The organism is Pseudomonas sp. 10C3 (assembly GCF_036346185.1).
Classification (GTDB): domain Bacteria; phylum Pseudomonadota; class Gammaproteobacteria; order Pseudomonadales; family Pseudomonadaceae; genus Aquipseudomonas.
In genome coordinates this window covers 23,920-48,133 of the sequence record NZ_JASJVE010000029.1, presented here as the reverse complement: position 1 = coordinate 48,133, position 24,214 = coordinate 23,920, and the positions used below count along the sequence as shown (strand labels likewise).

Genomic DNA, 24,214 nt, shown 5'->3' with positions numbered 1-24,214 from the left:
CACACAGGGAAAAATCAGTGGGTGGGTTCTTCTAGGTTGTATTTCTTCAACAGGGCCGCGTATTCGCCGCTTTTCTTGCTGTCGTCGAAGGCTTTAAGCAACGCCTGATACAGCGCTTCGTTACCCTTTTTGACGAAGATGCCCAGGGTCTGTTGATAGATGGAATGCTCGGTGCTGACCACCACACGGCCTTTGGTGCGCTCGGCGATCATGCCTGCCGCGCCATCGATTTCAACCTGAGTCTGGACGTTGCCGGACAGCAGCGCCTGGGTCACTTCCGGTGCTGACGGAAATTCGCTGACCGCGATGACGCCTTTGTTGTTCGGCACGCAGTAGTCAGTGGACAGCTTGTTGAACTGCGCCACCCAGGTCGTGCCTTTTTCCAGGCCGACTTTCAGGCCGCACAGGTCTTCCGGGGTTTTCGGTTTCAGCGGGCTGTCCTTGAGCACCATGATCGCAGCGCCGGTTTTGGCGTAGGGGATGGTTTGGGCCTGGGTTTGGCGCTCAGGGGTGATGTACATCCCGGAGATGATCGCATCGTAGTGGCCGGAGTTGAGGCCAAGGATCAGGCTCGGAAACTTGGTGTCGACGAATTCGGTCTTGAGGTCCATGTGCCTGGCCAGCAGTTTGGCCAGCTCGGGGTCGGAGCCAACCACGTTCTTGTCTTTGTCATAGGACTCGAACGGCGGGTAAGTAATCTCCATACCCACCTTGAACTGCCCCGGCGTCACCGTTGTAGCGGCGTGGGCCAGGGTGGCGCCAAACACGGCGGCGGCAAGTACGGTCAAGCGAACAGCGGTGTTGTTTTTGTTGCGCATCGTCGGTGACTCCACAGTAGAAAAAAGGCGACATGGGTTAACGGGATCGTGACAGGACTGCATTTAGGGAGCGTCCGGGGTCTGGTTTTTCAGGTGCCCGAAGCTCGACGGTTTGCGGGCTTTTTCCGGCAGTGCTATCTCGCCGTTTTCTACCCGTTTGCGCAGGTATTGGTAGGTCTGCAGGGCCTGGCCGAACATGTGTTCACCGATGGCGATTTCCTCGTAGTCTTTGCCGGCCTGAGCGAAGCTGGGCAGCGGCTTGATCTGGGTGTGGAAGTCGCAGGCGTAGAACAGCGGGAAGGAGTAACGCTCCTCACTCACCGTTCTGACCCGATGAGCCGTAGCAACGAACGTACCAGCGGTCATGACCTCGAGCATGTCGCCGATGTTGACCACAAAGGCGCCCTCAATGGGCGGCGCATCGATCCACAGGCCCAGATCGTTCATGACTTCCAGACCCGGCTTGTCGGCAAGCAATATTGTGAAGCACTCGTAATCGGTGTGTGCACCAATACCGGGCGCGTCCTGCGCAGCGTCGTCGAACGGGTAATGGATCAGCCGCAGCTTGGACGGTGGGCGCGTGACCATCGCGTCGAAGTAGTCTTCTTCCAGGCCCAATGCCAGGGCGAAGCCACCGAACAGCCTGCGGCCAAGGGCGAAAATTGCGGCGTAATAGGCTTGCACCGACGTTTTGAAACCGGGCAGCAGCGGCCACTCGTTGGGCCCCAGCAGCGGCGTATTGGCCAGCACCAACGGGTCATCGGCGGGTACTTCGAAGCCGATGTCGAAGGCTTCTTTATGGTCGGGCTTGCCCTTGGCGTAAACCTCTTCACCTTCGGGCACGAAGCCTTTATGGGTCTTTGAGGTGCCAATGTAGTGCTGCATCTTGGTGTCGAAGGGCTGGTCGAAAAAATCCTTGGCCGCTTGATACAGGCCAGTGATCAGCTGCGCGTCGATGCCGTGGTTTTTGATGTACAGAAAACCGACCTCGCGGGCGGCAGCACCTAGCGCTGCGGCGACGGCCTGACGCTGAGCGACGTCGGTGCTGAACAACCCGGCAATGTCCACCACGGGGATGCTGCTGAAGTTGGCCGCGACCGAGGGTGCCGAGGTTTGGGAGAGATCAGGCATAACGAAAACGCTCCTTCAAAGACAAGTCGATTGAGTGAAACGCTGGAAGTGCTCGCGCTCGGTCTGGCCCATCCACACGTTCAGCGACCACAGATCGGCCACGGGCACGTTGGTGAAGGGCAGGTGATGCAAGTAACCGTCGGCGCCGAATTCCGGGGTCAGAGTGCTAACCTGATAGCCGCGTCTTTTTTGCGAGTGCCAGATCGCTTCCCAATGCTGCTGATGGAAGGCCAGCTCCTTGGCGTATTCCGGCGCGGCCGGGTGCGGGACCTGTGGGCCCTGGTCATAGCCGACCCGGGCTTGAATGTGATGCACGCGATCAACGAACGCGCTGAGGTCGTCCTCGGGGTCGTTGAGCAGGCGCTCGCAGGTGACGATCCAATGGCTGATGTCGCTGGTGAACAACAGATCAGGCAGTTGGCGGATCAGTTCGAGGGTAATCCACGGATTGAACAGCGAGCGCGAGCGATGGGTTTCGAAGCTGCACACTTGACCGTGTTTGCGTGCCAGTTCCAGCGCCCGACCGAAAAAGTCGACCTGCTGTGGCAACTGCCAGCGGTCATTGCCGGCGAGCACATTGACGAAGCGCGGCGACAGTTCGGCGGCCCAGGCGAGTTTTTTGTCCAGGTCGACCAAGTGTTCAGTGACTGGTGCCGCCTGCTCGGGCAAGACGTTGTAGGCGGTGAAAACGGTGCTGATATAGCCGAGTTGGTTGGCCCTTAGAAACGCCGAGAACTCTGCACGCTCGCTGGCTTCCAGCGGCAGACGCGCTTCCATACCGTCGAAGCCAGCATCCAGCCGCTCTTCCAGCGCCTGGGTTTTGCTCGCGGTATAGCCCCAGAGTGTGCGGAAAATATCCAGTTTCATTGATGACCTCAAAGATTCCTCGGGCTACGGCACAGCGCGACGACGGCATAAGCCGGGTCGGCAACGATGGGCAGTAGCGAAGGGGTAATCTTTAGGCCGAATCTCTGGGTATCCGGTCCCTTGGTGGAATGGATCTTAGGGGTGGCGCGGGAGTGGGAAGAATAGGAAAGCTCAAATCCATAGTTCAGAGATTTCTAAACTATCTAGACACAGATCAACTGTAGGAGTGGGCTTGCCCGCGATCCGCCGTGAGCCCGGCTTATCGCGGGCAAGCCCGCTCCTACACAGGGTTAGTGTTCACCCGGCTGGTCTGCAAACAGCATTTTCTTCGTTTCACCCAGTAAAAGCTGGCTGTTTTTCTCGGTCACCGCCCGGATGTAATCCCACAACAGGGTGATCCGCTTGAGCTTCCTCAGGTCTTCGCGGCAGTACATCCAGAATTGTCGTGTGATCTTCACTTCGCTTTCCAGAACGGGCAGCAGGCGCGGGTCTTGTGCTGCCAGGAAGCACGGCAGGATCGCCAGTGACCGACCTTGCAGCGCCGCTACGTACTGGGCAATGACGCTGGTGCTGCGCAGATGCGCGTTGGCGCCGGGGAGTAAATTGCTTAGATAAAGCAGCTCCGAGCTGAAGGCCAGGTCGTCAACGTAACTGATGAACTGATGGTCAGCCAGGTCTGCGCTGCGCCGGATCGGTGGATGGCGGTCGAGGTATTCCTGGGTGGCATATAGGCGCAGGCTGTAGTCGCACAGCTTGCAGCAGACATACGGTCCATGTTCGGGGCGCTCCAGGGCGATGACGATGTCGGCTTCGCGCTTGGACAGGCTGATGAAGTGTGGCAGCGGCAGGATATCCACCGAAATAGCCGGGTACGCGTCGAGAAAGTGCGTCAGCTGTGGCGTGATGAAAAAGCTGCCAAACCCTTCGGTGCAACCCATGCGTACATGGCCGGACAGGGCCACTCCCGAGCCTGACACCTGCTCGCAGGCCAGGTGCAGCGTGCTTTCGATCGACTCGGCATAACCGAGCAGGCGCTGGCCTTCGGGCGTCAGGATAAAACCGGTAGTGCGCGATTTCTCGAACAGTAATGTCCCCAGCGATCCCTCCAGCGAATTGATCCGTCGGGACACCGTCGTGTAGTCCACCGCCAGGCGCTTGGCCGCAGTGCTGGCTTTGCGGGTGCGGGCGACCTCAAGGAAAAACTTCAGGTCGTCCCAATTTAGGAGGTTCAAGGACGTGATGTTTTTTTGCATATTGATCCGGCTTTTATGAGCGTTCTTATTAGAAGTTTGCACATCTATACTCCAAAACACGCCCATGACCAACTTCTTGATCAGCGGCTCAGGAGCAAGACCCGCAAGGCCGCGAGCCACATCCCAGGCAACACCCACCTGCCATAACACCCTGCACAAAAATAATAAGCGGAGGAGTTTATGAAGAACGCTACAACGGCGGACGCTGGCGCAATCGGTGCCAACCCTGCGAAAAAGGCCAAACCTTATCGGCTTGCCGGTATGGCGAGCATGGCCGGTACGACCATCGAGTGGTACGACTTTTTCCTCTATGGCACGGCTGCCGCGCTCATCTTCAACAAGATTTTCTTTCCCGCCCTGGACCCTATCAGCGGTGTGTTGGCAGCTTTCGCTACCTATGCCGTGGGCTTTCTCGGCCGGCCATTGGGCGGCGTGATTTTCGGCCACTTCGGCGACCGTATCGGGCGTAAGTCGATGCTGTTACTGACGCTGCTGATGATGGGGATACCGACCATCATCATCGGCCTGATCCCCACCTATGATCAGATCGGCTACTGGGCCGCATTGATTCTGGTGCTCATGCGCTTTCTCCAGGGCATGGCGGTGGGCGGCGAGTGGGGCGGGGCGGTGTTGATGGCCGTTGAGCATGCGCCCGAAGGCAAGAAAGGCTTTTACGGCAGCTTGCCGCAAACCGGTGTGGGTGCCGGTCTGGTGCTGGCATCGCTGGCCATGGGCCTGGTTGCCAAATTGCCTGAAGCGGACATGCTCAGCTGGGGTTGGCGCCTGCCGTTCATCGCCAGCATCGTGCTGCTCGGCGTCGGCTGGGTGATTCGTCTGAAAGTTCCGGAATCACCCGACTTCGAAAAAATGAAAAAGCAGAATATCGCGGTCAAGATCCCGCTGTTTCAGGTGCTGCGCAATCATCCGCGCGAAACCCTGACCATCATCGGCGCCCGAACGGCAGAAAATGCCTGGTTCTATATGTCGGTGACGTTCGCCCTGGCCTACGCGGCCAACCAGTTGCAGATTCCGCGTGGCGATGTGCTCAACGCCATCACGGCTGGCGCGGCCCTATCACTGATCACCATGCCACTCTGCGGGCACCTGTCCGACAAGGTCGGGCAACGTCGCTTGTACTTCGCCGGGCTATTACTGCTTTGCGCATTCGTCTACCCGTTCTTCGCCATGCTCGAAACACGCGAGCCACTGTTGGTCTGGTGGGCCATGGTGCTGGCGGTCGGCGTGGTGTTTCCGATTCTGTATGCGCCTGAATCGCTGTTGTTCGCCCGGCAATTCCCGGCAGAAATTCGTTACAGCGGCATCTCTGTGTCGGTGCAACTGGCCGGCGTGCTGGGAGGTGGTTTCGCACCGATGATCGCCACCAAATTGTTGGCCTACGCTGATGGTAGCCCTCATTACGTCATCGTTTATCTGATCGGCATGGGCGTGGTGGCATTGTTCTGCACCGCCCTGATGAAACCAGACCCGGCACGGCACAGAACCTTATAGCCGCCGCATGCTTTGACTTTTTTTGCCGCCCGCATCGGGCCGCTCGAATCCAGGAGAACTCCAATGAACGCTTCGCTCAATCCTTCCATCAATAAAAACGGCACCGCCGTGGCTCGCGTCAAACTGCTGATCGGTGGTGAGTGGGTCGATTCTCAGACCAACGAATGGCACGACATCGTTAATCCGGCAACTCAGGAAGTGCTGGCGCAAGTTCCCTTCGCCACCGAGTCTGAATTGAATGCTGCGGTTGCGGCCGCCGAGCAAGCCTTCAAGACCTGGCGCTTGACCCCCATTGGTGCGCGGATGCGCATCATGCTCAAGCTCCAGGCGTTGATCCGCGAACATTCGAAACGCATCGCTGTGGTGTTGAGTGCAGAACAGGGCAAGACCATCGCCGATGCGGAAGGCGACATCTTCCGTGGTCTGGAAGTGGTCGAACACGCGTGCTCCATCGGTACTTTGCAGATGGGCGAGTTCGCTGAAAACGTCGCGGGCGGTGTTGATACCTACACCCTGCGTCAACCGATCGGCGTTTGCGCCGGGATCACGCCTTTCAACTTTCCGGCAATGATTCCACTGTGGATGTTCCCGATGGCCATCGCCTGCGGTAACACCTTCGTCCTCAAACCGTCGGAACAAGACCCGCTGTCGACTATGCTGTTGGTGGAACTGGCCGTCGAGGCGGGCGTACCAGCCGGTGTGCTTAACGTGGTCCACGGCGGCAAGCAAGTGGTGGACGGGATCTGCACCCACAAAGCCATCAAGGCCGTGTCCTTCGTCGGTTCGACCGCAGTGGGTACTCACGTTTACAACCTTGCTGGTCAACACGGCAAACGCGTGCAATCAATGATGGGCGCGAAAAACCACGCCGTGGTGCTGCCCGATGCTAATCGCGAGCAGACCCTGAATGCGTTGGTCGGTGCCGGCTTCGGTGCCGCCGGTCAGCGCTGCATGGCGACGTCTGTGGTGGTGTTGGTGGGCGCGGCAAAACAATGGCTGCCAGACCTCAAGGTTCTGGCGCAGAAACTCAAGGTCAATGCCGGTAGCGAAGCCGGTACTGATGTCGGTCCGGTGATTTCCAAGCGGGCCAAGGAACGTGTGTTGGGCCTGATCGAAAGCGGTGTTCGCGAAGGCGCCAAGCTGGAACTGGATGGCCGTGATGTCTCGGTACCCGGGTTTGAAGACGGTAACTTCATTGGCCCAACCTTGTTCTCGGGTGTGACCACCGAAATGCAGATCTACACCCAGGAAATCTTCGGCCCGGTACTGGTCGTGCTGGAAGTCGACACCCTCGATCAGGCGATTGCCCTGGTCAACGCCAACCCGTACGGCAACGGCACAGGCCTGTTTACCCAAAGTGGTGCAGCGGCGCGCAAATTCCAGAGTGAGATCGATGTGGGCCAAGTGGGTATCAACATTCCGATCCCTGTACCTGTCCCATCCTTCAGCTTCACTGGCTCGCGTGGTTCGAAACTGGGTGATCTGGGTCCGTACGGCAAGCAAGTGGTGCAGTTCTACACCCAGACTAAAACCGTCACCAGCCGCTGGTTCGACGACGACAGCGTGAACGATGGCGTGAACACCACGATCAACCTGCGCTAAGTCGCCTGACAGGAGAACGATTATGAAAATTGCATTCATCGGCCTCGGCAACATGGGCGCGCCCATGGCCCGCAATTTGATCAAGGCCGGTCATCAGCTGAACCTGTTTGACCTCAACCAGACAGTGCTGGCCGAGCTCGCCGCACTGGGTGGTCACATCAGCGCCTCGCCCAAGGACGCGGCGAAGGGCAGTGAGCTGGTCATCACCATGCTGCCGGCTGCAGCGCATGTGCGCAGCGTGTACCTGAATGAAGATGGCGTATTGGCCGGCATCGCCCGAGGGGTGCCCGCAGTGGATTGCAGCACGATCGATCCACAGACGATCCGTGATGTCGCGGCGACTGCGGCCAAACAAGGCGTGGTGCTGGGTGATGCCCCTGTTTCAGGTGGCACCGGCGGTGCGCAAGCCGGGACCCTGACCTTCATGGTTGGCGCCAGCGCAGAGCACTTCGAAGTACTGAAACCGGTATTGGCGCAGATGGGCAAGAACATCGTCCACTGCGGTGACGTCGGCACCGGGCAGATCGCCAAGATCTGCAACAACATGCTGCTGGGGATTTCCATGATCGGCGTGGCCGAAGCCATGGCTCTGGGCAATTCGCTGGGGATCGATACTGGCGTTCTGGCCGGTATCATCAACAGTTCCACTGGGCGTTGCTGGAGTTCCGAGGTCTATAACCCATGGCCGGGTATCGTCGAAACCGCGCCAGCGTCACGCGGTTATACCGGTGGCTTCGGGGCGGAGCTGATGCTCAAGGACCTGGGCTTGGCGACCGAAGCCGCGCGGGTCGCCCATCAGCCGGTGATTCTCGGCGCGGTGGCTCAACAGCTGTATCAGGCGATGAGCCTGCGTGGCGAAGGTGGCAAGGATTTCTCGGCGATTATCGAGTCGTATCGCAAGGCTGAGTAAAGCGGCAAGCCTGATAGCCACCGGCCCGCTCGTTGAACGTCTCAACGAGCGGGCTGAGGGTATTGATGGCGCAAGATCCATTCACCTTCGTGTCGAATGACGTCACCCCATCAAATCACCCCATCAAATCGATCTGACAACCCGGTTCAGCATCCTGCGCGCTCAAAGTCATGTTGTGCGGATGGGCTACTTAAACAATTGTTTAAGTACAGAGGACCGCTCTGACAGTCGTCGTTCGCTATCTTCGTGCCATTAGTGGGTTATGCCACAAGGGTTAACGGAGACAATCAGCACATGCCAGCCGCAACACTACCGTCGGCGCTCACGCAGCGTTTATCTCCAGGGCGAACGATCAGATCAGGACGGGCAGTCCGGTCCCTGGTGTTCACTGGATGGCTGATGCTCGGGGGATGTTCTCTGGTGCCTTCCTACAGCCAGCCCGACGTGCCGCTCGCCCTTGCGTGGACGGGGGCGCAGGGGGGCGCTGAGGCGCCAGCGTCAGGTGGGCTGTGGTGGAAAGAGTTTCACAGTCAGGAACTCGACGGGCTGATCGCCAAGGGGCTGAGCGAAAACTATACGCTCAAGGCCGCCATGAGCCGGATCGATGAAGCGCGGGGCCTTGCACAGGTAGCGGGGGCTGCGCAGTACCCGCTGCTGTCCCTCGGCGGTAATGTTCAGCGCCAGGATAATTACGGGACCACCGCAAAACGCAGCGTGTTTGCCGATGCCACCTACGAGGCTGATTTCTGGGGCAAATCGCGGGCGGCGGCTGATTCTTCCACCGCGCTGGCGAATGCGAGTGTGTTCGACGCCCAGACGCTTCGAATGACCTTGGGCGCGACCATAGCTACCACGTATTTTCAGGTGCTGTCGCTGGATGATCGACTGCGCCTTGCTCAATCGATCGCCGACGATGCGCAGCAGGTGCTTGAACTGGTTGAGGTCCAGGCCAGCCAAGGCGTGGTTTCCAACCTTGAGGTAGAACAGCAACGCAATGCCTTGCAGACGTTTCAGGCTGCGATGCCGCCATTGCGTCAGCAGCGCGATCAGGCGTTGTATCAGCTTGCGGTATTGGTGGGTGTCCCACCGCAAGGTTTCCAGGTTAATCAAACCGGCTTGCAAGACCTTGCGATTCCGCACCCGGCTATGGGATTGCCCATCGGCCTGTTGCGGCAACGCCCGGACGTGCAAGCAGCGGAGGCTCGGTTGAAATCGGCCAACTTCGATGTAGGTGTCGCACGGGCGGCGTTTCTTCCCAATATTTCGCTGGATCTGATGGGGGGTGTCGACACTCTCGCGGGCGGCGGCATCTGGAGTGCCATCGGCACGCTGGCCCAGCCGGTGTTCGCGGGCGGCCGGCTCACAGGTCAATTGAATGTCGATCAGGCCCATGCTCAGGAGTTGACCGCCAGTTACCGGGAGTCAGTGATTGAGGCTCTGCAAGATGTGGAGACGCAGCTCAGCGCCGCGCATCAGCTTGATCAGACCTACAGGCTTAATCAGGCCGCAGTCACTTCCGCGCGTGAAGCCGCCAGGCTGGCTCAGGTCCGTTATCGGCTGGGCTCCACCGACTTCCAGACACTGCTCATTGTCGAGCGCACCCAATACCAGGCCGAAGACAGTCTGTTGCAGGTCCGCTTGCAGCATTTGCAGTCTGCAGTCGGCCTGTTTCGGGCGTTGGGGGGGGACTTCACGCCCGCAACCATTACCGCCTATTCGAAAACCTCAGTGTTTTCTTCACCCACCGTTAAGGCCGACCATCCATGAACTTCATGCCATCCGCTTTGCCTACACGTTGGCGTTTTCCTGGGCTGGTCATCGTGATGATCGTCGTGATTTTACTGGCTCGTTTCGCGTGGGCGGGGCGAACCCAGGCCGCGCCGATTGGCCAACAGGATTCCGCAGTCCCTGTACTCATGCAGCAAGTCCAGCAACAGGACCTGCCTATATGGCTCGAAGCAATCGGTAACGTGCAACCGCTCAACAGCGTAAACGTGCGGGTTCGGGTCGATGGTGAGTTGCAGAAGGTGCTGTTCGCCGAGGGCCAGATGGTCACCGAGGGCAGTCAACTGGCGCAGATCGACCCCCGGGTCTATCAGGCCCAGGTAGCGCAGGCAGTGGCCTTGGTGGCCAAGGATCAGGCGCAACTGGCGAACCTGCGTGTCAATCTTGATCGGGCCATCAAGCTGGCGCAGGCCAAGGCGGGACCTACGCAGGATGTGGACACCTTCCGCGCTCAACTGGCGGCCCAGCAGGCCACCGTTCAAGCGGATCAGGCGGTGCTCGATAACGCCCGGCTGCAGTTGAGCTTTACCCACGTCATGGCGCCGCTGACTGGGCGCACCGGCCAACGCTTGCTGGACGTTGGCTCAATTGCGCATGGCGCGGAGGCCAGCGGGCTGGTCACCATTACCCAGATGAATCCGATTTCTGTGGCCTTTTCTGTCTCCCAGGACGACCTGCCCGAAATACTCGAGGAGAACGGTCGACAGGCATTGCAAGTGGTGGCTGTAACGCGGGACGGTAAAAAGCAGATCGCGACCGGTCATCTCAGTTTCATCGACAGTCAGGTGTCGGCGGCCAGTGGGCAGATCCAGCTCAAGGCCGAGTTCGACAATGCTCAAAGCCAATTGTGGCCTGGTCAATTGGTCAGCGCGCGGTTGCTCTTGCACACCCAGCGCGGTGCCACGGTGGTGCCAGCTACCGCTGTTCAGCAAGGTCAGAAAGGTTCGTTCGTGTACGTCGTCAATGCTGATCAACGGGTGGAGCCACGTCAGGTGGATGCCTCGTCGGTAGTGGCCGATCAACAATGGATTCGCCAAGGTCTGGCTCTCGGTGAAACCGTCGTCGTGCAGGGGCAGTCGCGTATCGCACCGGGTATTCGGGTCGCGGCGATCAAGTCCGAAGCAAGCGCCGCACAAACACTGGCTGAATCGCAATCGACCGCCGTTATAGAGGTTCCTCGATGAACGCACTGTCGAGCTTGATCCCGCGTCGCGTAGGTCTGAGCCTGTTGGCGGTGGGGGTGATGCTGCTGGGGAGCTTCGCGTACTTCCAGTTGCCCGTGGCCCCACTGCCGACCGTGGATTTTCCGACCATTCAAGTCACTGCGAAATTGTCCGGGGCCAGTGCCGAAACCATGGCGACGTCGGTGGCGACCCCGCTGGAGAGAGCGTTTTCGGCGATACCACAGGTCACTTCGATGACCTCCACCAGCGCGGCGGGCAAAACCCAGGTCGTGCTGCAATTCGACCTGTCCCGCGATATTGATGGTGCTGCCCAGGACGTGCAGTCGGCGATCAATACTGCCAGTGCCACGCTTCCAAAAACCATGACCAGCACGCCGACGTTCAACAAGGTCAACCCTGCGGAGTTCACGGTGTTGTCGTTGGCCCTTACCTCACCGACCCGCACCTTGCCCGAGCTGGACCGCTATGCCGATAACTACCTGGCCCAGCAGCTGTCGCAGCTGCCTGGGGTCGGCATGGTGGATTTTCATGGCGAACAAAAACCTGCCGTGCGTATCCAGATCGACCCGGACGCGTTGGCCGCTCGCGGTCTGACACTGGAAGATGTGCGCAGTGTGATCGGCCTGAGTACCCTCGACCAGCCCAAAGGCAGCCTTGATGGCCAGTACCGTTCGATCACCCTTGGCGCCACTGACCAATTGCTTGATCCCAAGGGCTATCGTGATCAGGTCGTGGCCTACAAAAGCGGTGTGCCCATCAAGCTGGGCGACCTGGGTAAGGTCATCGATGGTGCCGAAGACACCCGGCAAGCAGCGGCCATCGGTGGACAGCCGACTATCATTGTCGACATCCATAAACAGCCTGGTTTCAACGTTCTGTCGACGATTAAGACGATTAAATCACGGCTGCCGGAGCTGACCGCTTCATTGCCTCGCGATGTTCAGGTTCAAGTGGTGGGCGACCGTACGCAGACCATCGAAGCGTCGGTTAACGACGTTCAGTTCACCCTGATGCTCTCTATTGCACTGGTTGTCGTGGTCATTTTCGTTTTTCTGCGCAAAGCGACCGCAACGCTGATTCCGAGTCTGACGATTCCGTTGTCGTTGGTGGCGACTTTCGCGGTGATGTACCTGCTCGGCTACAGCCTCGATAACCTGTCGATCATGGGACTGGCGATTGCCGTGGGGTTTGTGGTCGACGATGCCATCGTGGTCATGGAAAACATTGTCCGCCATCTGGAGATGGGAAAGTCCCGAATGCAGGCAGCGGTGGATGGGCTGCGTGAAGTGGCGTTCACCATTGTCTCGATGACGGTGTCGCTGATTGCCGTGTTCTTGCCAATTCTGCTGATGGGCGGCATCGTCGGGCGGCTCATGCGTGAGTTTGCGGTGACCGTCAGTGTGGCCATTTTAATGTCGTGCATTGTGTCGCTGACAATCACCCCGATGCTCTGCGCCTGGTTACTCAAGCACGAGGAGGAATCCCGTCCAGGGCGCTTCTCGCAGGGCTGTGAAAACGCATTTACCGGCATCCTGAATGGGTATCGCCGCAGCCTTGACTGGGTGCTCGACCATCAACGCTTGACCCTGGCGGTCGCGATGGCGACGTTCGTGGCGACGGCGGCATTGTATGTCTACATACCCAAGGGCTTTTTCCCGCAACAGGACAATGGCTTGATTCAGGGCGTGGCTGAAGCTGCACCGGATATTTCGCCCAAGGCGATGCGTGATCAGGTTGCTCTTCTCGCGAATATCGTCGGCCAGGACCCTGCCGTGGCCAAGGTCTATTTCTGGATCGGACCGAACCCTACGATCAGCCAGGGCAAGGTGATGATCAACCTCAAACCCTTCAGCGATCGCACCACGTCTGCCCAGCAGGTGATCGCCCGGTTACAGCCGCAGCTCGACAAAGTCCCCGGGATCAAACTGTTCATGCAAGCCAACCAGGACATACAAGTCGGCGGGCGGGCCAGCAAGACGCAGTATCAATACACCCTTCAGGACCCGGACAGTGTTGAACTGGATCATTGGAGCGGGGTGTTTTTGGAAAAGCTCAAGGGTTTGCCGCAGCTACAACATGTCACCTCCGATCAACAGCACGCGGCGACACAGGCAACCCTAGTGATCGATCGGGCAACGGCGGCTCGGATGGGGGTCTCGGTACAGGCCATCGACGACGTGTTGTATGACGCCTTCGGCCAGCGTCAGGTGGCGACGATGTTCACGCAACTGGACCAGAATCAGGTCATCCTGGAGATCGATCCGCGCTGGCAGTTGTCCATTGCGACACTGGGTCATCTGTACGTCCGTTCGAGTTCTGGCACGTTGGTGCCGTTGAACCTGCTGTCCGACATCAAGAACGAACTGATGCCGATTATCATCAACCATCAAGGTGTGTTCCCGGCGATCACGCTGTCGTTCGACCTGGCACCGGGACACGCCTTGAGCGAGGCCGTTACCGCGATTCAGCAAGCATCGCTGGCGGTGGCGTTGCCTGACAGTGTTGTGGGTAGTTTTCAGGGGACCGCTCAGGCATTTCAAGACTCACTAAAGTCCCAGCCATGGCTGATTCTTGCGGCGATCCTGACCGTTTATATCGTGCTGGGCGTCCTGTACGAAAGCGCGATCCATCCGCTGACGATTATCTCCACGTTGCCATCGGCGGGTTTCGGAGCGCTGTTGGCGTTGATTATGTGCGGACAAGACCTGTCGGTGCTCGGGATGATTGGCATCATTCTGCTGATTGGCATCGTCAAGAAGAACGCGATCATGATCGTCGACTTTACGCTGGCGGCAGAAGCGCAGGGCTTGTCGCCTCGCGAGGCCGTACGTGAGGGTTGTCTGCTACGCCTAAGACCGATCCTGATGACCTCGCTGGCCGCATTGCTGGGTGCAGTGCCGTTGGCGTTCGGTCATGGCGCCGGTTCTGAATTACGGCAGCCACTGGGTATCGCCATCGTCGGCGGTCTGGCGGTCTCACAACTGTTGACGTTGTACACCACACCGGTGGTTTACCTCTGGTTCAACCGTTTTCGAACGCGTCCGGAGGTCGTTCCCGCACTCGTCAACGTCTGAATGTATCTAACGTGCTGGATAAGCCCGCACGGTGAATGCGTTGGTTACCAGCGCAGACAGCGTGGCCCCAATGCTGCGCCGATGACTGTTGGCAGTAACATGCCAAGCGTGTACCAGACACCCCAGAACGGCACTCCCGTCTCGGGACAATGAAGGCAATAGACGAGGGTCGCCATCGATCCCGCGAGCAAGCCACCACAGGCACCGGTCAATGCCAAACGGGTCGGTGCAAGGCCTCTCAGCGCCCAGAACACCGCGATGAATCCGGGGATCGAGAGCAGCATGATATTCAGCACACACACTCGCCAGGTTTTGCCGAGCAGCATGGAGACCCGTGTGCCGGGCGTCGCGACGGCCAGCACATAAACCCCGCTCAACCAGACCGCGGCGACTGCAGCGCTGACCAGTAACCCGCCGTATCCGCTGCTCATGCCCGGTCTGCCCAAGCGGGTTACCATCAACAGCGCCCCGATCGCCAGACTCAGCGGGAAGGCGGTTTTTGCCCAGAAAGTTGCGGTTACTGATACTTGGGCGAGGTCTGCGCGCACACCCAGGGTCGAAACCAGTAGCAGGCCCGCACCGAGCACTCCAATCAGGACTGCGATGCCGAAGCGCTTGGCAAGCGCCCACCGGTCTATTGGTGTGACGCCAGCGGCGAGCAGTGAAACAAGATCATCAGTTTTCATCGTGTGCCTCGGATCTTTGCCGCCAGGGCTTTGAGCCCGCGGTGTACGCCAATCTTTACCGCTGACTCGGACAATCCCGTCATCTGAGCTGTTTCTGCGACCGACCAACCTTCGAGTTTCACGTGCATGATGGGTAGGCGCTGACGGTCGGGTAACTGCTCAAGCAGTTTGTCCAGGTCGCGGCTAGCCTGCGCAGGCTCTAGATGTGACTCGGCAAGCAGCTCCATCGCATCGTCGATGGAGTCATTGAATACGTCGTGACGCGAACGTGCCCGGAAAAGATCCGTGAGTTTATAACGCGCAATGGCGAAAACCCAGGCGGTCAAAGGCTGCTCGCCCCGGTATGTCTGGCGTCCGTTATGCACGGCCAGCAATACCTCTTGCAGCAAATCTTCGATTTCGCCCGGCTGGCGCTGAAGCCTGGCCCTGAGAAAGCCGCGTAGATGCGTGCTCAATTCAGAAAGAAACGTCCGGTAGGCCGTTTCATCACCCCTCAGTCCTGCGAGGAACAGCGCTTGAAGATATATTTCGCGGCTGCGTAACGACTCGTTATGTGTAGTTCGGTCCATCGCTCGCTCTGGTTACACAATAGGTGAATTATTTTTTAGCACGGCCTTCCGCTGGCCATCTCGCAGCGAGCGGGGATCGAAACTGCTGTGAGCGTTGATTACGCCAAAACCGCAAACATTCTTGCCGGGGTTGACGGAGCAGGCCAGAAAAAACGTTCGAAAAAATATTTCCAGATCGCTGTAACCAGATGGCGAGCGACGGCGAACTACCTTACGGATCGTAAGTACAGTGCTCGAGCGCACTGGCATGCGGACTACCCCTCATTGCTCTGGAGAAGTCATCATGAACATTCTTAAACTCGTTGCCGTGGCACTCGCGTTCTCTTCGATGGCCACTGGCGCCATTGCGGCTGACACTATGGCTCCTGGCTCTATGGCGGCTGGCACTAAAGCTGCTGGCGCCATGGCTGCTGACACTATGGCTCATGGCTCTATGGCGGCTGATACCATGGCTCATGGCTCTATGGCCGCAGGCACCAAAGCTGCTGGCGCCATGGCGGCTGATACCATGGCTCCAGGCGCCATGGCTCCAGGCACTAAAGCTGCTGACTCTATGGCTCCTGGCGCCATGAAGTCAGGTGCTATGAAGTAATGTTATTGCGTGGTGATGGCTGGTCATAACGATTGCAACGCGGGCGCGGGCCCAGCCAATGGACTACCAATCCAATGCCTGGGAAAACGCCTCCGCCGTGACATGCACCAGCATCAAGACGCTATACGGCATGGGCACTTTCAAAGTGATGTAATTGCAGGCTCACAGGGGGCGCTCCGATCATAAAGGCATCACTCGAGATGGGCGGCAGGGCATCAAACCGAAGCACTATGAGGCTGCATTCGAATGCGCAGCTAGTGGTGTGTAGCTCGAAGTCCATCTTGAAAGCCGATGTGGTCGGTAGTAGTCCGGGCCTGCAGCGTCCGAGGGCACTCGCGGATCGCGCCAGGCACTCATTTCCGAGCGCCTGGCGCGGCCAGCGTTCCACGTACAGCCGTCGCTGGACCTCTCCGGTCTACTTGGTCACGGCTGATGTTTTCACCATGACTGGCGCTGATCGATAAACAACAGCTCAAGCAAAAACAAAATACTTGCGCACAGTCTCAACGACTTCCCACGTCCCCTTCATTCCAGGCTCAACAATAAAAATATCGCCCGCCCGCAGGTGGATCGGCGCCATGCCGTCAGGGGTGATGATGCAGTAGCCTTCCTGGAAATGGCAGTATTCCCACTTCACATAATCCACCCGCCACTTGCCAGGGGTGCAGATCCAGGTGCCCATGATCTTGCTGCCATCCTCGGAGGTGTAGGCGTTGAGGTTGACGGTGTGCGGGTCACCTTCGAGTTTTTCCCATTTGCAGGCGTCGAGCAGGGGCAGTGGGTGAGTATTGCGAAGGACGGTAATCGGCGTAGACATGACAACTCCAAGGGTGGGGGCGCGGTTGTCAGACGGTGCAGTCCGCGCTCGGACACCATAGGTCGGTTACGTCAGGGGCAATTGTCTGTGCTCGACACTGAGCTATCCAGAAGCGCGGGGCCCGCACGCGATGCCTCAAAACCCAGCAGCAATAATCTAAGTGCTATTCGTGCGCTTGAGTCAAAAGTATTTTGCCCGGCTGCGGCTTATTCATTCGCGGTCTTATCGGTACTCTGCCGTCAGTCAATTTTTTAACCTCCTCAATCAGCCGCGTCTGCAGTGCGGCTTGCAATTGAATACTGATGAGACCTTTCATGAAAAAAATTCTGTTATTGAACGGCGGCAAAAAATTCGCGCACTCCGAAGGTTTGTATAACGCCACCTTGCATAATGCGGCAGTGGCGTTCCTTGATCACTCCGGTTTTGATATCAAAGAAACCCAAATCGACGCCGGTTATGACGTGGCTGAAGAAGTGGCCAAATTTATCTGGGCCGACGTGATCATTTACCAGATGCCAGGCTGGTGGATGGGCGCGCCGTGGACTGTGAAGAAGTACGTCGATGAAGTGTTTACCGAAGGTCATGGCAGCCTGTACGCCAACGACGGTCGTACCCGCTCCGATGCATCGCAGAAATACGGTAGCGGTGGTTTATTGCAGGGTAAGCAGTACATGATTTCCGCCACCTGGAACGCGCCACAGCAAGCATTCGATGACCCGAGCGATTTCTTCGAAGGGGAAGGCGTGGATGCGGTGTACTTCCCGTTCCATAAAGCCAACGAGTTTTTGGGCCTGACAGCGTTGCCGACGTTCCTCTCTGTCGACGTGATGAAAGTCCCGGCCATAGAGGCTGATGTGAAGCGCTATGAGCGGCATCTGGCTGACGTATTCAGCATCTGATTCTGTAGGCGCAACCAGGGACATGCGTCGCGAATGAACAGCCTGTCTTTTGCGAAAAACAAGGCTAATATTTAGCCGGTTTTGAGCAGGAGACAAAAGTGAAAGCCAGATCAGATGAGTTGCAGGTATTCGTTTCGGTGATTGAAAGCGGCTCGATTTCCGCTGCTGCCGAACACATGGGGCAAACCCCTTCGGCGATCAGCAGGACATTGTCGCGGCTTGAGGCGAAGCTGGAAACCACCCTTATCAATCGCACCACGCGACGCATGGACTTGACGGAAGAGGGCAAGTTTTTCCTCGAAAAAGCCAAGCAGATTCTGGCGCAAATGGATGAACTTGAAGAACGCTTGTCCCTGCGCCAACACGTGCCCTCCGGCCGTTTACGGATCAACGCCGCGTCGCCGTTCATGCTGCACGCGGTGGTGCCTTACGTCGCCGAGTTCCGCACGCTGTACCCGGACATTCAGCTTGAACTGAACAGCAACGACCTGGTCATCGACTTGCTTGAGCAAAGCACGGATGTGGCGATTCGCATTGGTGTCCTCGCCGATTCGACGCTGCATGCGCGCTCGTTGGGCAGTAGTCCGTTGAGTATTCTCGCCAGCCCGGCTTACCTCAAAAAACATGGCACGCCGACCACCGTTGAGGCACTGGCAAGCCATGCTTTGCTCGGCTTTACCCAGACAGAAAGCTTGAACCATTGGCCGTTGCGTCACGCTGAGGGTGATCGATTGCAGATCCAGCCTGCGGTGTCCGCCTCCAGTGGCGAGACCTTGCGTCAATTGGCGTTGGCCGGGGAGGGCATTGTCTGCCTGTCGCACTTCATGACTCACGAAGACATCCGCCTTAAGCGCCTGCAGGTGATTCTGCCGGAAGCCAACAGCGGTTATCGGCAACCGATTCATGCGGTGTACTACCGGAACTCGCAGTTGGCGCTGCGCATTCAATGCTTTCTGGATTTCATCCAAAAGAAGTTGGCGAACTACGCCGCGTAGGGATGATTTACCTATTATTTACCGTGTCCCACTCGTTGCATGAGGCCGGTACGGTTAGGCTTGCTCGTTATGGCCGAGCCAACTGATAGGGATGAACTTTGTGGGGCATATGATTCTTCAACCGCGACACTGGCTTGCTGCAAGTGTGCTGATCGGCACCCTGGGCCTGATAGCTGGCTGCGCCAGCGACCCAGCTGACCCGCACATCAAATTCGCCGAATTGGTTAATCAGGATCTGGCCACGGCCTATCAACCTGCCCGCAACGACATTTCCAACTGGAATGAGACCTGGCAGCTCGGGCGGCAATCGGTCGATGTTGCTTGGTTGGCGCCCGACACCCACGAGCGTTTACCGCTGATTATCTACTTGCCGGGCCTCGGCGAGTCCGCCACGGCAGGTGAAGAGTGGCGTAATGCCTGGGCGCAGGCCGGGTACGCGGTGTTGTCGATTCAGGGGCAATACTACGGCCCGGCACTCTATTCCACGAGTCAGGCCCAAGCGGGTGTATTTCGTGAGCTGGCGGCTGATCGCTACTCCGGTCCAGCCCTGCGCGACCGTCTGGCAACCCTGCAAAAGGTGCTGACTGAAGTACGGGCACGGGCAGCGAAAGGTGATGCGCAACTTGCTTCCATCGACTGGAACCAAGTGGTCGTGGCCGGTTTTGACTTGGGTGCGCAGACCGCCGCTGCGGTGGCTGGCGCGGGAGAAGCGGGAGTCGCATCGGGCGTTGATATTCAGCCCAAAGCCTTGCTGCTGCTCAGTCCTTATGTTGACGTCGGGGCCAGGCCTGAGGTGTTCGCTCGCATAACTTCGCCGGTACTGACGATAACCAGCCCGGACGACGAAGACCCCTTTAATTGGGTCAGCTCTTACCAACAGAGGGAATTACTCGGCGAGTCGGTGACGGTTGCTGGCAGCTATCGTCTGAAGCTGGCGCGCTCTACTTACAAAACCTTGTCCGGCTCTGATTTGGTACCTATTCCCCCTGACAGAAAAGGTATAAGCAAGCCGCCAGGCGACGAGCACACCCCTGGCGGGAAAAGTCATGCCAAGGGCAAAAGCGCCCGATCTGCAAGCTCCAGTCACAGCCCGGTCGGTGCCGAGCCTGTTCCGGACCCTAAACAAGTCGCCGCCATTCAGGTGATCAGCCAGGCCTTTTTCGACAGCCGCGTCAGGCACAATCCGGTCGCCAGCGAGTGGCTGCAAAAAGCTGCGCCGGGCTGGCTGGGGCGCGCGGGACAGCTGCAATAGCGACCGCTGGAGCCATCTTCGTGCCTGAGCTGACTGCCGACAAGACTGTCAGTGATGCTCACGCGTTGCGCGGAATTTCACATCGGGCCAGCGCTCTTCCATCAGGGCCAGGTTGACCCGGGTCGGTGCCAGGTAGGTCAGGTGACCGCCGCCATCGACTGCAAGGTTTTCCACGGCCTTGATCTGGAATTCCTCGAGCTTTTTCTTGTCGCTGCATTCAATCCAGCGGGCTGACCACACGGTGATCGGCTCGTAGGCGCACTCGACTTTGTATTCTTCCTTCAGGCGGCTGGCAACCACATCGAACTGCAGAACGCCCACGGCGCCGAGGATGATGTCGTTGCTGCGCGTCGGGAAGAACACCTGCGTGGCGCCTTCTTCGGCTAATTGCTGCAAGCCCTGACGCAACTGCTTGGACTTGAGTGGATCCTTCAGACGCACGCGGCGGAACAGTTCCGGTGCGAAGTGCGGGATACCGGTAAAGCCCAGGTTCTCGCCTTCGGTGAAGGTGTCACCAATCTGGATCGTGCCGTGGTTATGCAGGCCGATGATGTCGCCAGCGTAGGCTTCTTCCAACTGCTCACGCTCGGAGGAGAAGAACGTCAGCGCGTCGCCGATCCGCACTTCTTTACCCAGACGCACGTGGCGCATCTTCATACCTTTGTCATAGCGACCCGAACAGATACGCATGAAGGCGATACGGTCACGGTGTTTAGGGTCCATGTTCGCTTGAATCTTGAACACGAAACCGCTGAACTTTTCTTCGTTCGGTTCTACCGTGCGCTCATTGGCAACCCGGGCCAACGGTTGAGGTGCCCAGTTCACAACAGCGTCCAGTACGTGATCGACACCGAAGTTACCCAGTGCCGTGCCGAAGAACACCGGGGTCAACTGGCCGTCGAGGAACTCTTGCTGGTTGAACTCGTGGCAGGCGCCTTGCACCAATTCGAGCTGATCGACGAAGCGTTTGTACTCATCACCCAAGTGGGCGCGGGCTTCATCCGAATCGAGCTTTTCGATGATCTTGACGTCGGTACGCTCATGGCCGTGACCGGCGGTGTAGACAATGATGTAGTCGTCGGCCAGGTGGTACACGCCCTTGAAATCGCGGTAGCAGCCTATGGGCCAGGTGATCGGCGCAGCCTTGATCTTGAGGACGGCTTCGATTTCGTCGAGCAGTTCGATAGGGTCGCGGATGTCGCGGTCGAGCTTGTTGATAAAGCTGATGATCGGTGTGTCGCGCAAACGGCAGACATCCATCAACGCGATGGTCCGTGGTTCGACGCCTTTACCACCATCGAGCACCATCAATGCCGAGTCCACTGCCGTCAGGGTGCGGTAGGTGTCTTCGGAGAAGTCTTCGTGGCCCGGGGTGTCGAGCAGGTTGATCATGTGATCGCGATACGGGAACTGCATGACCGATGTGGTGATGGAAATCCCGCGCTGTTTCTCCATCTCCATCCAGTCGGACGTCGCATGGCGGTCGGATTTACGTGACTTCACCGTGCCGGCGATAGCAATGGCCTTACCCATCAACAGCAATTTTTCGGTGATGGTGGTCTTACCCGCATCCGGGTGGGAAATAATGGCGAAAGTGCGGCGTTTCGCGACTTCGGCGGCCTGGTTGCTCATGGGAAATCGCCTGGCAGGTGATTCAAAAAAGGGCGCCGATTATAGCCCAAATTGATGCAATAACCGAACCGCTCAGTCGATCAAAGGTGGCGAAATAGTGTCTTTCGTGGGAACCTTTCAGGTCGTGGAGACGTCCACTCCCCTGTTACAGCCAACGTCAGGGGTTGAAAAATCAGCAAGTTAGCTTGACGAAGCTGCGCTTATGGCTTGTGTTTTCGCCGAGGTTAACCCCTTAACGGCGACCCACCCGCTGCTCTTCGCGAACGTTTGTGTGCTGCCAGTATTGGCTGGCCTTGCAACGCGTTTGCCGACTGAAATAAGGAGTCCGCCTGTGGCTAATCGCTATGGCAAGGGGCTATTGGGAGGTGCGGTTGTCATCGCATTTCTGGCCCTGCTGATCCACTGGATCGGCATCAGTACCCTCTTACAGTACCAAGACGATCTATTGTTTTATCTGCAAGCCCATTTGATTCTGGTGATGCTTTCAATGTTGGCAGCCCTGTTGGTCGGAATCCCGGCTGGCATTGCCCTCAGCCGACCGAACATGGTTGGCCGCGCCGAACGCTTCATGCAGATTTTCAATATTGGTAACACCGTCCCACCTCTCGCCGTGCTGGCCATTGCCCTTGGTATTCTCGGGATTGGCAGCGGACCGGCCATCTTCGCCCTGTTCCTCGCCTCATTGTTGCCCATCGTGCGCAACACCTATGAAGGCCTGAAAAATGTTCAGGGTTCACTCAAGGAAGCCGCAGTCGGCATCGGTATGACACCCACCCAGGTGCTGCTGCGTGTCGAATTGCCGAATGCCGTGCCGATTATTGTCGGTGGTGTGCGGGTGGCCTTGGCGATCAATGTCGGGACGGCCCCGCTGGCCTTTCTGATTGGCGCCAACAGTCTGGGCAGTCTGATTTTTCCCGGCATCGCCTTGAACAATCAGCCGCAGCTATTGCTCGGCGCGGCGTGTACCGCCTTGCTCGCACTGCTGCTTGATGGCGTGGTGACACTGGCGAGCCGACTCTGGCTGGAACGCGGTCTGACCCGCTGATTGAAAGGAATTCCAATGAAAAGATCATGCTTATTTATAGGCTTTGCCTTGCTGCTCTCGGGATTTGCCCAAGCGGCTGAAAAGCCGGTAATCCGCGTCGGTGCCCGAGTGTTTACCGAGCAAACGATCCTCGCGGAACTCACCGCTCAGTATTTGCGCACTAAGGGCTACGACGTCAACGTGACCGGTGGCCTGGGTAGTACTCTGGCACGTAGTGCGCAAGAAAGCGGGCAACTGGATTTGATCTGGGAGTACACCGGGGTATCCCTGGTGAGTTACAACCATGTCGACGAAAAACTCGATAGCGCGCAGACCTTTGAACGGGTCAAAACGCTGGATGCGAAGAAGGGGCTGGTCTGGCTCTCGCCGTCGAAATTCAGTAACACCTACGCGTTGGCGTTGCCGAAAAAAGTCGCTGACCAGTACCCGCAGATCAACACCATCAGCGACCTGAGCCGCGTCCTGAAAGACCAGGTGAAAGACAAACACATCGTTGCGCTGGATACCGAGTTCGCCAACCGTTCCGACGGTTTGATTGGGATGGTCAAGCAATACGACATGAACCTGAACCGCGAGAGCATCCGCCAGATGGATGCCGGGCTGGTCTACACCGCGCTGCGTAACGGCCAGGTTTTCGCCGGGTTGGTCTACACCACGGACGGGCGCCTGAACGCGTTCCAGCTCAAGCTGCTCGAAGACGACAAACATTACTTTCCGGACTACACCGCCGCACCGGTGATTCGCCAGGAATACCTGGACGCTCATCCGGACCTCGCTGCACAGCTAAAGCCGCTGGCCGAACTGCTGGATGACACCACCATGCGCGCGCTCAATGCGCGGGTCGATGTCGATCACGACAGCCCCTCTATCGTTGCTGCGGACTTTCTGCGCGAGCACCCACTGCACCCTGTCCCTCAAGACAATAAGGAGAAGCAATGAATATCTTCAGCACCTTCTCCCATCTGGACTGGCCGCTGGTCCTGCACCTGACCTGGCAGCACATCACCCTGGTCGGGATCGCCGTGACCCTGGCCATCGTGGTTGGCGTCCCGTTGGGCGTATTAATGACGCGCTTCCCGGCATTGGCCGGTCCGCTGCAAGCCAGCGCCACGGTTCTGCTCACCGTGCCCTCGATTGCTTTGTTCGGTCTGTTGCTGCCGTTCTATTCGAAGTTCGGCCAGGGCCTCGGGCCGATGCCGGCGATCACCGCGGTATTTCTGTACTCGCTGCTGCCGATCATGCGTAACACCTACCTGGCATTGACAGGGGTCGACCCTGGCATTCGTGAAGCGGCCAAAGGCATCGGTATGACCTTCGGTCAGCGCCTGCGGATGGTCGAGTTGCCCATCGCCGTGCCAGTGATTCTCGCCGGAGTGCGTACTGCCGTGGTGATGAACATTGGCGTCATGACCATTGCCGCGACCATCGGTGCCGGTGGCCTGGGTGTACTTATTCTCGCTTCAATCAGCCGCAGCGATATGTCGATGCTGATCGTCGGCGCCGTACTGGTCAGTCTTCTGGCCATCTTCGCCGACCTGCTTCTGCAATGGTTGCAACGCACGCTGACTCCAAAAGGTCTATTGAAATGATGAAT

21 protein-coding genes are annotated in these 24,214 nt (G+C 58.2%); 13 read left to right on the top strand and 8 right to left on the bottom strand.

All coding sequences use genetic code 11. From position 1 onward, the window contains the following. Nucleotides 1–14: 14 nt before the first annotated feature. From QN399_RS22510 to QN399_RS22495, 4 genes are all read right to left on the bottom strand, one after another. On the bottom strand, nt 15–818 hold the full coding sequence (locus tag QN399_RS22510) for an ABC transporter substrate-binding protein (protein WP_322278116.1): 804 nt from the start codon (nt 816–818) through the stop codon (nt 15–17). A gap of 63 nt (nt 819–881) precedes the next feature. After that, complete coding sequence (locus tag QN399_RS22505) at nt 882–1,949, bottom strand: 2-oxoglutarate and iron-dependent oxygenase domain-containing protein (protein ID WP_322278119.1); 1,068 nt, start codon at nt 1,947–1,949, stop codon at nt 882–884. A gap of 15 nt (nt 1,950–1,964) precedes the next feature. Then, nucleotides 1,965–2,816, bottom strand: a complete 852-nt coding sequence (locus tag QN399_RS22500) for a TIM barrel protein (protein ID WP_330201688.1) — start codon at nt 2,814–2,816, stop codon at nt 1,965–1,967. A 290-nt stretch (nt 2,817–3,106) separates the two neighbouring features. Beyond that, on the bottom strand, nt 3,107–4,069 hold the full coding sequence (locus QN399_RS22495; RefSeq protein WP_322278494.1) for a LysR family transcriptional regulator: 963 nt from the start codon (nt 4,067–4,069) through the stop codon (nt 3,107–3,109). Nucleotides 4,070–4,249: 180 nt separating this feature from the next. Here QN399_RS22495 and QN399_RS22490 point away from each other — a divergent pair, with 180 nt between their 5' ends. From QN399_RS22490 to QN399_RS22465, 6 genes are all read left to right on the top strand, one after another. Further along, entirely contained in the window at nt 4,250–5,578 is a 1,329-nt protein-coding gene (locus QN399_RS22490) for an MFS transporter (RefSeq protein ID WP_330201687.1), read from the top strand. A 63-nt stretch (nt 5,579–5,641) separates the two neighbouring features. Beyond that, nucleotides 5,642–7,180 (top strand): CoA-acylating methylmalonate-semialdehyde dehydrogenase, encoded by a 1,539-nt coding sequence (locus QN399_RS22485; RefSeq protein ID WP_322278125.1) that lies wholly within the window; start codon nt 5,642–5,644, stop codon nt 7,178–7,180. A 22-nt stretch (nt 7,181–7,202) separates the two neighbouring features. After that, nucleotides 7,203–8,090, top strand: a complete 888-nt coding sequence (mmsB, locus tag QN399_RS22480) for a 3-hydroxyisobutyrate dehydrogenase (RefSeq protein WP_322278127.1) — start codon at nt 7,203–7,205, stop codon at nt 8,088–8,090. A 399-nt stretch (nt 8,091–8,489) separates the two neighbouring features. Further along, nucleotides 8,490–9,857 carry an efflux transporter outer membrane subunit gene (locus tag QN399_RS22475; protein ID WP_330201686.1) on the top strand — a complete coding sequence of 456 codons (1,368 nt, stop codon included), beginning with the start codon at nt 8,490–8,492 and terminating at the stop codon, nt 9,855–9,857. Next, a complete protein-coding gene (locus QN399_RS22470; RefSeq protein WP_322278132.1) occupies nt 9,854–11,059 on the top strand; it encodes an efflux RND transporter periplasmic adaptor subunit in 1,206 nt (401 codons plus the stop codon). Before QN399_RS22475 ends, QN399_RS22470 begins: the two co-directional genes overlap by 4 nt. Then, on the top strand, nt 11,056–14,133 hold the full coding sequence (locus QN399_RS22465; RefSeq protein WP_330201685.1) for an efflux RND transporter permease subunit: 3,078 nt from the start codon (nt 11,056–11,058) through the stop codon (nt 14,131–14,133). Before QN399_RS22470 ends, QN399_RS22465 begins: the two co-directional genes overlap by 4 nt. Nucleotides 14,134–14,177: 44 nt before the next feature. Here QN399_RS22465 and QN399_RS22460 read toward each other — a convergent pair whose 3' ends face one another. After that, the gene (locus tag QN399_RS22460; RefSeq protein WP_322278136.1) at nt 14,178–14,819 is read right to left on the bottom strand and encodes a DUF1109 domain-containing protein; all 642 of its coding nucleotides are present in this window, start codon (nt 14,817–14,819) and stop codon (nt 14,178–14,180) included. Then, a complete protein-coding gene (locus QN399_RS22455) occupies nt 14,816–15,388 on the bottom strand; it encodes a sigma-70 family RNA polymerase sigma factor (protein WP_322278138.1) in 573 nt (190 codons plus the stop codon). The genes QN399_RS22460 and QN399_RS22455 overlap by 4 nt, the downstream gene beginning before the upstream one ends. A gap of 283 nt (nt 15,389–15,671) precedes the next feature. On the opposite strand from QN399_RS22455, the gene QN399_RS22450 reads away from it, so the two are divergent. Next, nucleotides 15,672–15,980, top strand: coding sequence for a hypothetical protein (locus tag QN399_RS22450; protein ID WP_322278140.1), 309 nt, complete (start codon nt 15,672–15,674; stop codon nt 15,978–15,980). Nucleotides 15,981–16,452: 472 nt separating this feature from the next. Here QN399_RS22450 and QN399_RS22445 read toward each other — a convergent pair whose 3' ends face one another. Continuing rightward, nucleotides 16,453–16,797 carry a cupin domain-containing protein gene (locus QN399_RS22445; protein ID WP_322278142.1) on the bottom strand — a complete coding sequence of 115 codons (345 nt, stop codon included), beginning with the start codon at nt 16,795–16,797 and terminating at the stop codon, nt 16,453–16,455. A 314-nt stretch (nt 16,798–17,111) separates the two neighbouring features. Between QN399_RS22445 and QN399_RS22440 the strand changes: the two genes are divergently transcribed. From QN399_RS22440 to QN399_RS22430, 3 genes are all read left to right on the top strand, one after another. Beyond that, nucleotides 17,112–17,696: an NAD(P)H-dependent oxidoreductase gene (locus QN399_RS22440; RefSeq protein ID WP_322278144.1), complete on the top strand. Its 585-nt coding sequence runs from the start codon at nt 17,112–17,114 to the stop codon at nt 17,694–17,696. A gap of 98 nt (nt 17,697–17,794) precedes the next feature. Next, entirely contained in the window at nt 17,795–18,691 is an 897-nt protein-coding gene (locus tag QN399_RS22435; RefSeq protein WP_322278146.1) for a LysR family transcriptional regulator, read from the top strand. A gap of 109 nt (nt 18,692–18,800) precedes the next feature. Further along, entirely contained in the window at nt 18,801–19,943 is a 1,143-nt protein-coding gene (locus QN399_RS22430) for an alpha/beta hydrolase (RefSeq protein ID WP_323566254.1), read from the top strand. A gap of 48 nt (nt 19,944–19,991) precedes the next feature. On the opposite strand, the gene QN399_RS22425 is transcribed toward QN399_RS22430, so the two are convergent. Next, nucleotides 19,992–21,575 carry a peptide chain release factor 3 gene (locus tag QN399_RS22425; RefSeq protein WP_322278150.1) on the bottom strand — a complete coding sequence of 528 codons (1,584 nt, stop codon included), beginning with the start codon at nt 21,573–21,575 and terminating at the stop codon, nt 19,992–19,994. Between the two features lie 331 nt (nt 21,576–21,906). Here QN399_RS22425 and QN399_RS22420 point away from each other — a divergent pair, with 331 nt between their 5' ends. Genes QN399_RS22420 through QN399_RS22410 form a run of 3 tightly spaced genes read left to right on the top strand, consistent with a single transcriptional unit; the run spans nt 21,907 to nt 24,209 of the window. After that, on the top strand, nt 21,907–22,620 hold the full coding sequence (locus QN399_RS22420) for an ABC transporter permease (protein ID WP_323567047.1): 714 nt from the start codon (nt 21,907–21,909) through the stop codon (nt 22,618–22,620). A gap of 15 nt (nt 22,621–22,635) precedes the next feature. Beyond that, on the top strand, nt 22,636–23,559 hold the full coding sequence (locus tag QN399_RS22415) for a glycine betaine ABC transporter substrate-binding protein (protein WP_322278155.1): 924 nt from the start codon (nt 22,636–22,638) through the stop codon (nt 23,557–23,559). Next, nucleotides 23,556–24,209 (top strand): ABC transporter permease, encoded by a 654-nt coding sequence (locus tag QN399_RS22410; RefSeq protein WP_322278157.1) that lies wholly within the window; start codon nt 23,556–23,558, stop codon nt 24,207–24,209. Before QN399_RS22415 ends, QN399_RS22410 begins: the two co-directional genes overlap by 4 nt. Nucleotides 24,210–24,214: the final 5 nt, after the last annotated feature.

Bases quoted from the DNA above. Each gene is read 5' to 3' on its own strand.
- QN399_RS22445 (WP_322278142.1), bottom strand. From the start codon at position 16,797: ATGTCTACGCCGATTACCGTCCTTCGCAATACTCACCCACTGCCCCTG.
- QN399_RS22490 (WP_330201687.1), top strand. From the start codon at position 4,250: ATGAAGAACGCTACAACGGCGGACGCTGGCGCAATCGGTGCCAACCCT.
- QN399_RS22510 (WP_322278116.1), bottom strand. From the start codon at position 818: ATGCGCAACAAAAACAACACCGCTGTTCGCTTGACCGTACTTGCCGCC.
- QN399_RS22475 (WP_330201686.1), top strand. From the start codon at position 8,490: ATGCTCGGGGGATGTTCTCTGGTGCCTTCCTACAGCCAGCCCGACGTG.
- QN399_RS22505 (WP_322278119.1), bottom strand. From the start codon at position 1,949: ATGCCTGATCTCTCCCAAACCTCGGCACCCTCGGTCGCGGCCAACTTC.
- QN399_RS22465 (WP_330201685.1), top strand. From the start codon at position 11,056: ATGAACGCACTGTCGAGCTTGATCCCGCGTCGCGTAGGTCTGAGCCTG.
- QN399_RS22500 (WP_330201688.1), bottom strand. From the start codon at position 2,816: ATGAAACTGGATATTTTCCGCACACTCTGGGGCTATACCGCGAGCAAA.
- QN399_RS22440 (WP_322278144.1), top strand. From the start codon at position 17,112: ATGAAAAAAATTCTGTTATTGAACGGCGGCAAAAAATTCGCGCACTCC.
- QN399_RS22495 (WP_322278494.1), bottom strand. From the start codon at position 4,069: ATGCAAAAAAACATCACGTCCTTGAACCTCCTAAATTGGGACGACCTG.
- mmsB (WP_322278127.1), top strand. From the start codon at position 7,203: ATGAAAATTGCATTCATCGGCCTCGGCAACATGGGCGCGCCCATGGCC.
- QN399_RS22460 (WP_322278136.1), bottom strand. From the start codon at position 14,819: ATGAAAACTGATGATCTTGTTTCACTGCTCGCCGCTGGCGTCACACCA.
- QN399_RS22450 (WP_322278140.1), top strand. From the start codon at position 15,672: ATGAACATTCTTAAACTCGTTGCCGTGGCACTCGCGTTCTCTTCGATG.
- QN399_RS22455 (WP_322278138.1), bottom strand. From the start codon at position 15,388: ATGGACCGAACTACACATAACGAGTCGTTACGCAGCCGCGAAATATAT.
- QN399_RS22470 (WP_322278132.1), top strand. From the start codon at position 9,854: ATGAACTTCATGCCATCCGCTTTGCCTACACGTTGGCGTTTTCCTGGG.
- QN399_RS22410 (WP_322278157.1), top strand. From the start codon at position 23,556: ATGAATATCTTCAGCACCTTCTCCCATCTGGACTGGCCGCTGGTCCTG.
- QN399_RS22485 (WP_322278125.1), top strand. From the start codon at position 5,642: ATGAACGCTTCGCTCAATCCTTCCATCAATAAAAACGGCACCGCCGTG.
- QN399_RS22425 (WP_322278150.1), bottom strand. From the start codon at position 21,575: ATGAGCAACCAGGCCGCCGAAGTCGCGAAACGCCGCACTTTCGCCATT.
- QN399_RS22430 (WP_323566254.1), top strand. From the start codon at position 18,801: ATGATTCTTCAACCGCGACACTGGCTTGCTGCAAGTGTGCTGATCGGC.
- QN399_RS22415 (WP_322278155.1), top strand. From the start codon at position 22,636: ATGAAAAGATCATGCTTATTTATAGGCTTTGCCTTGCTGCTCTCGGGA.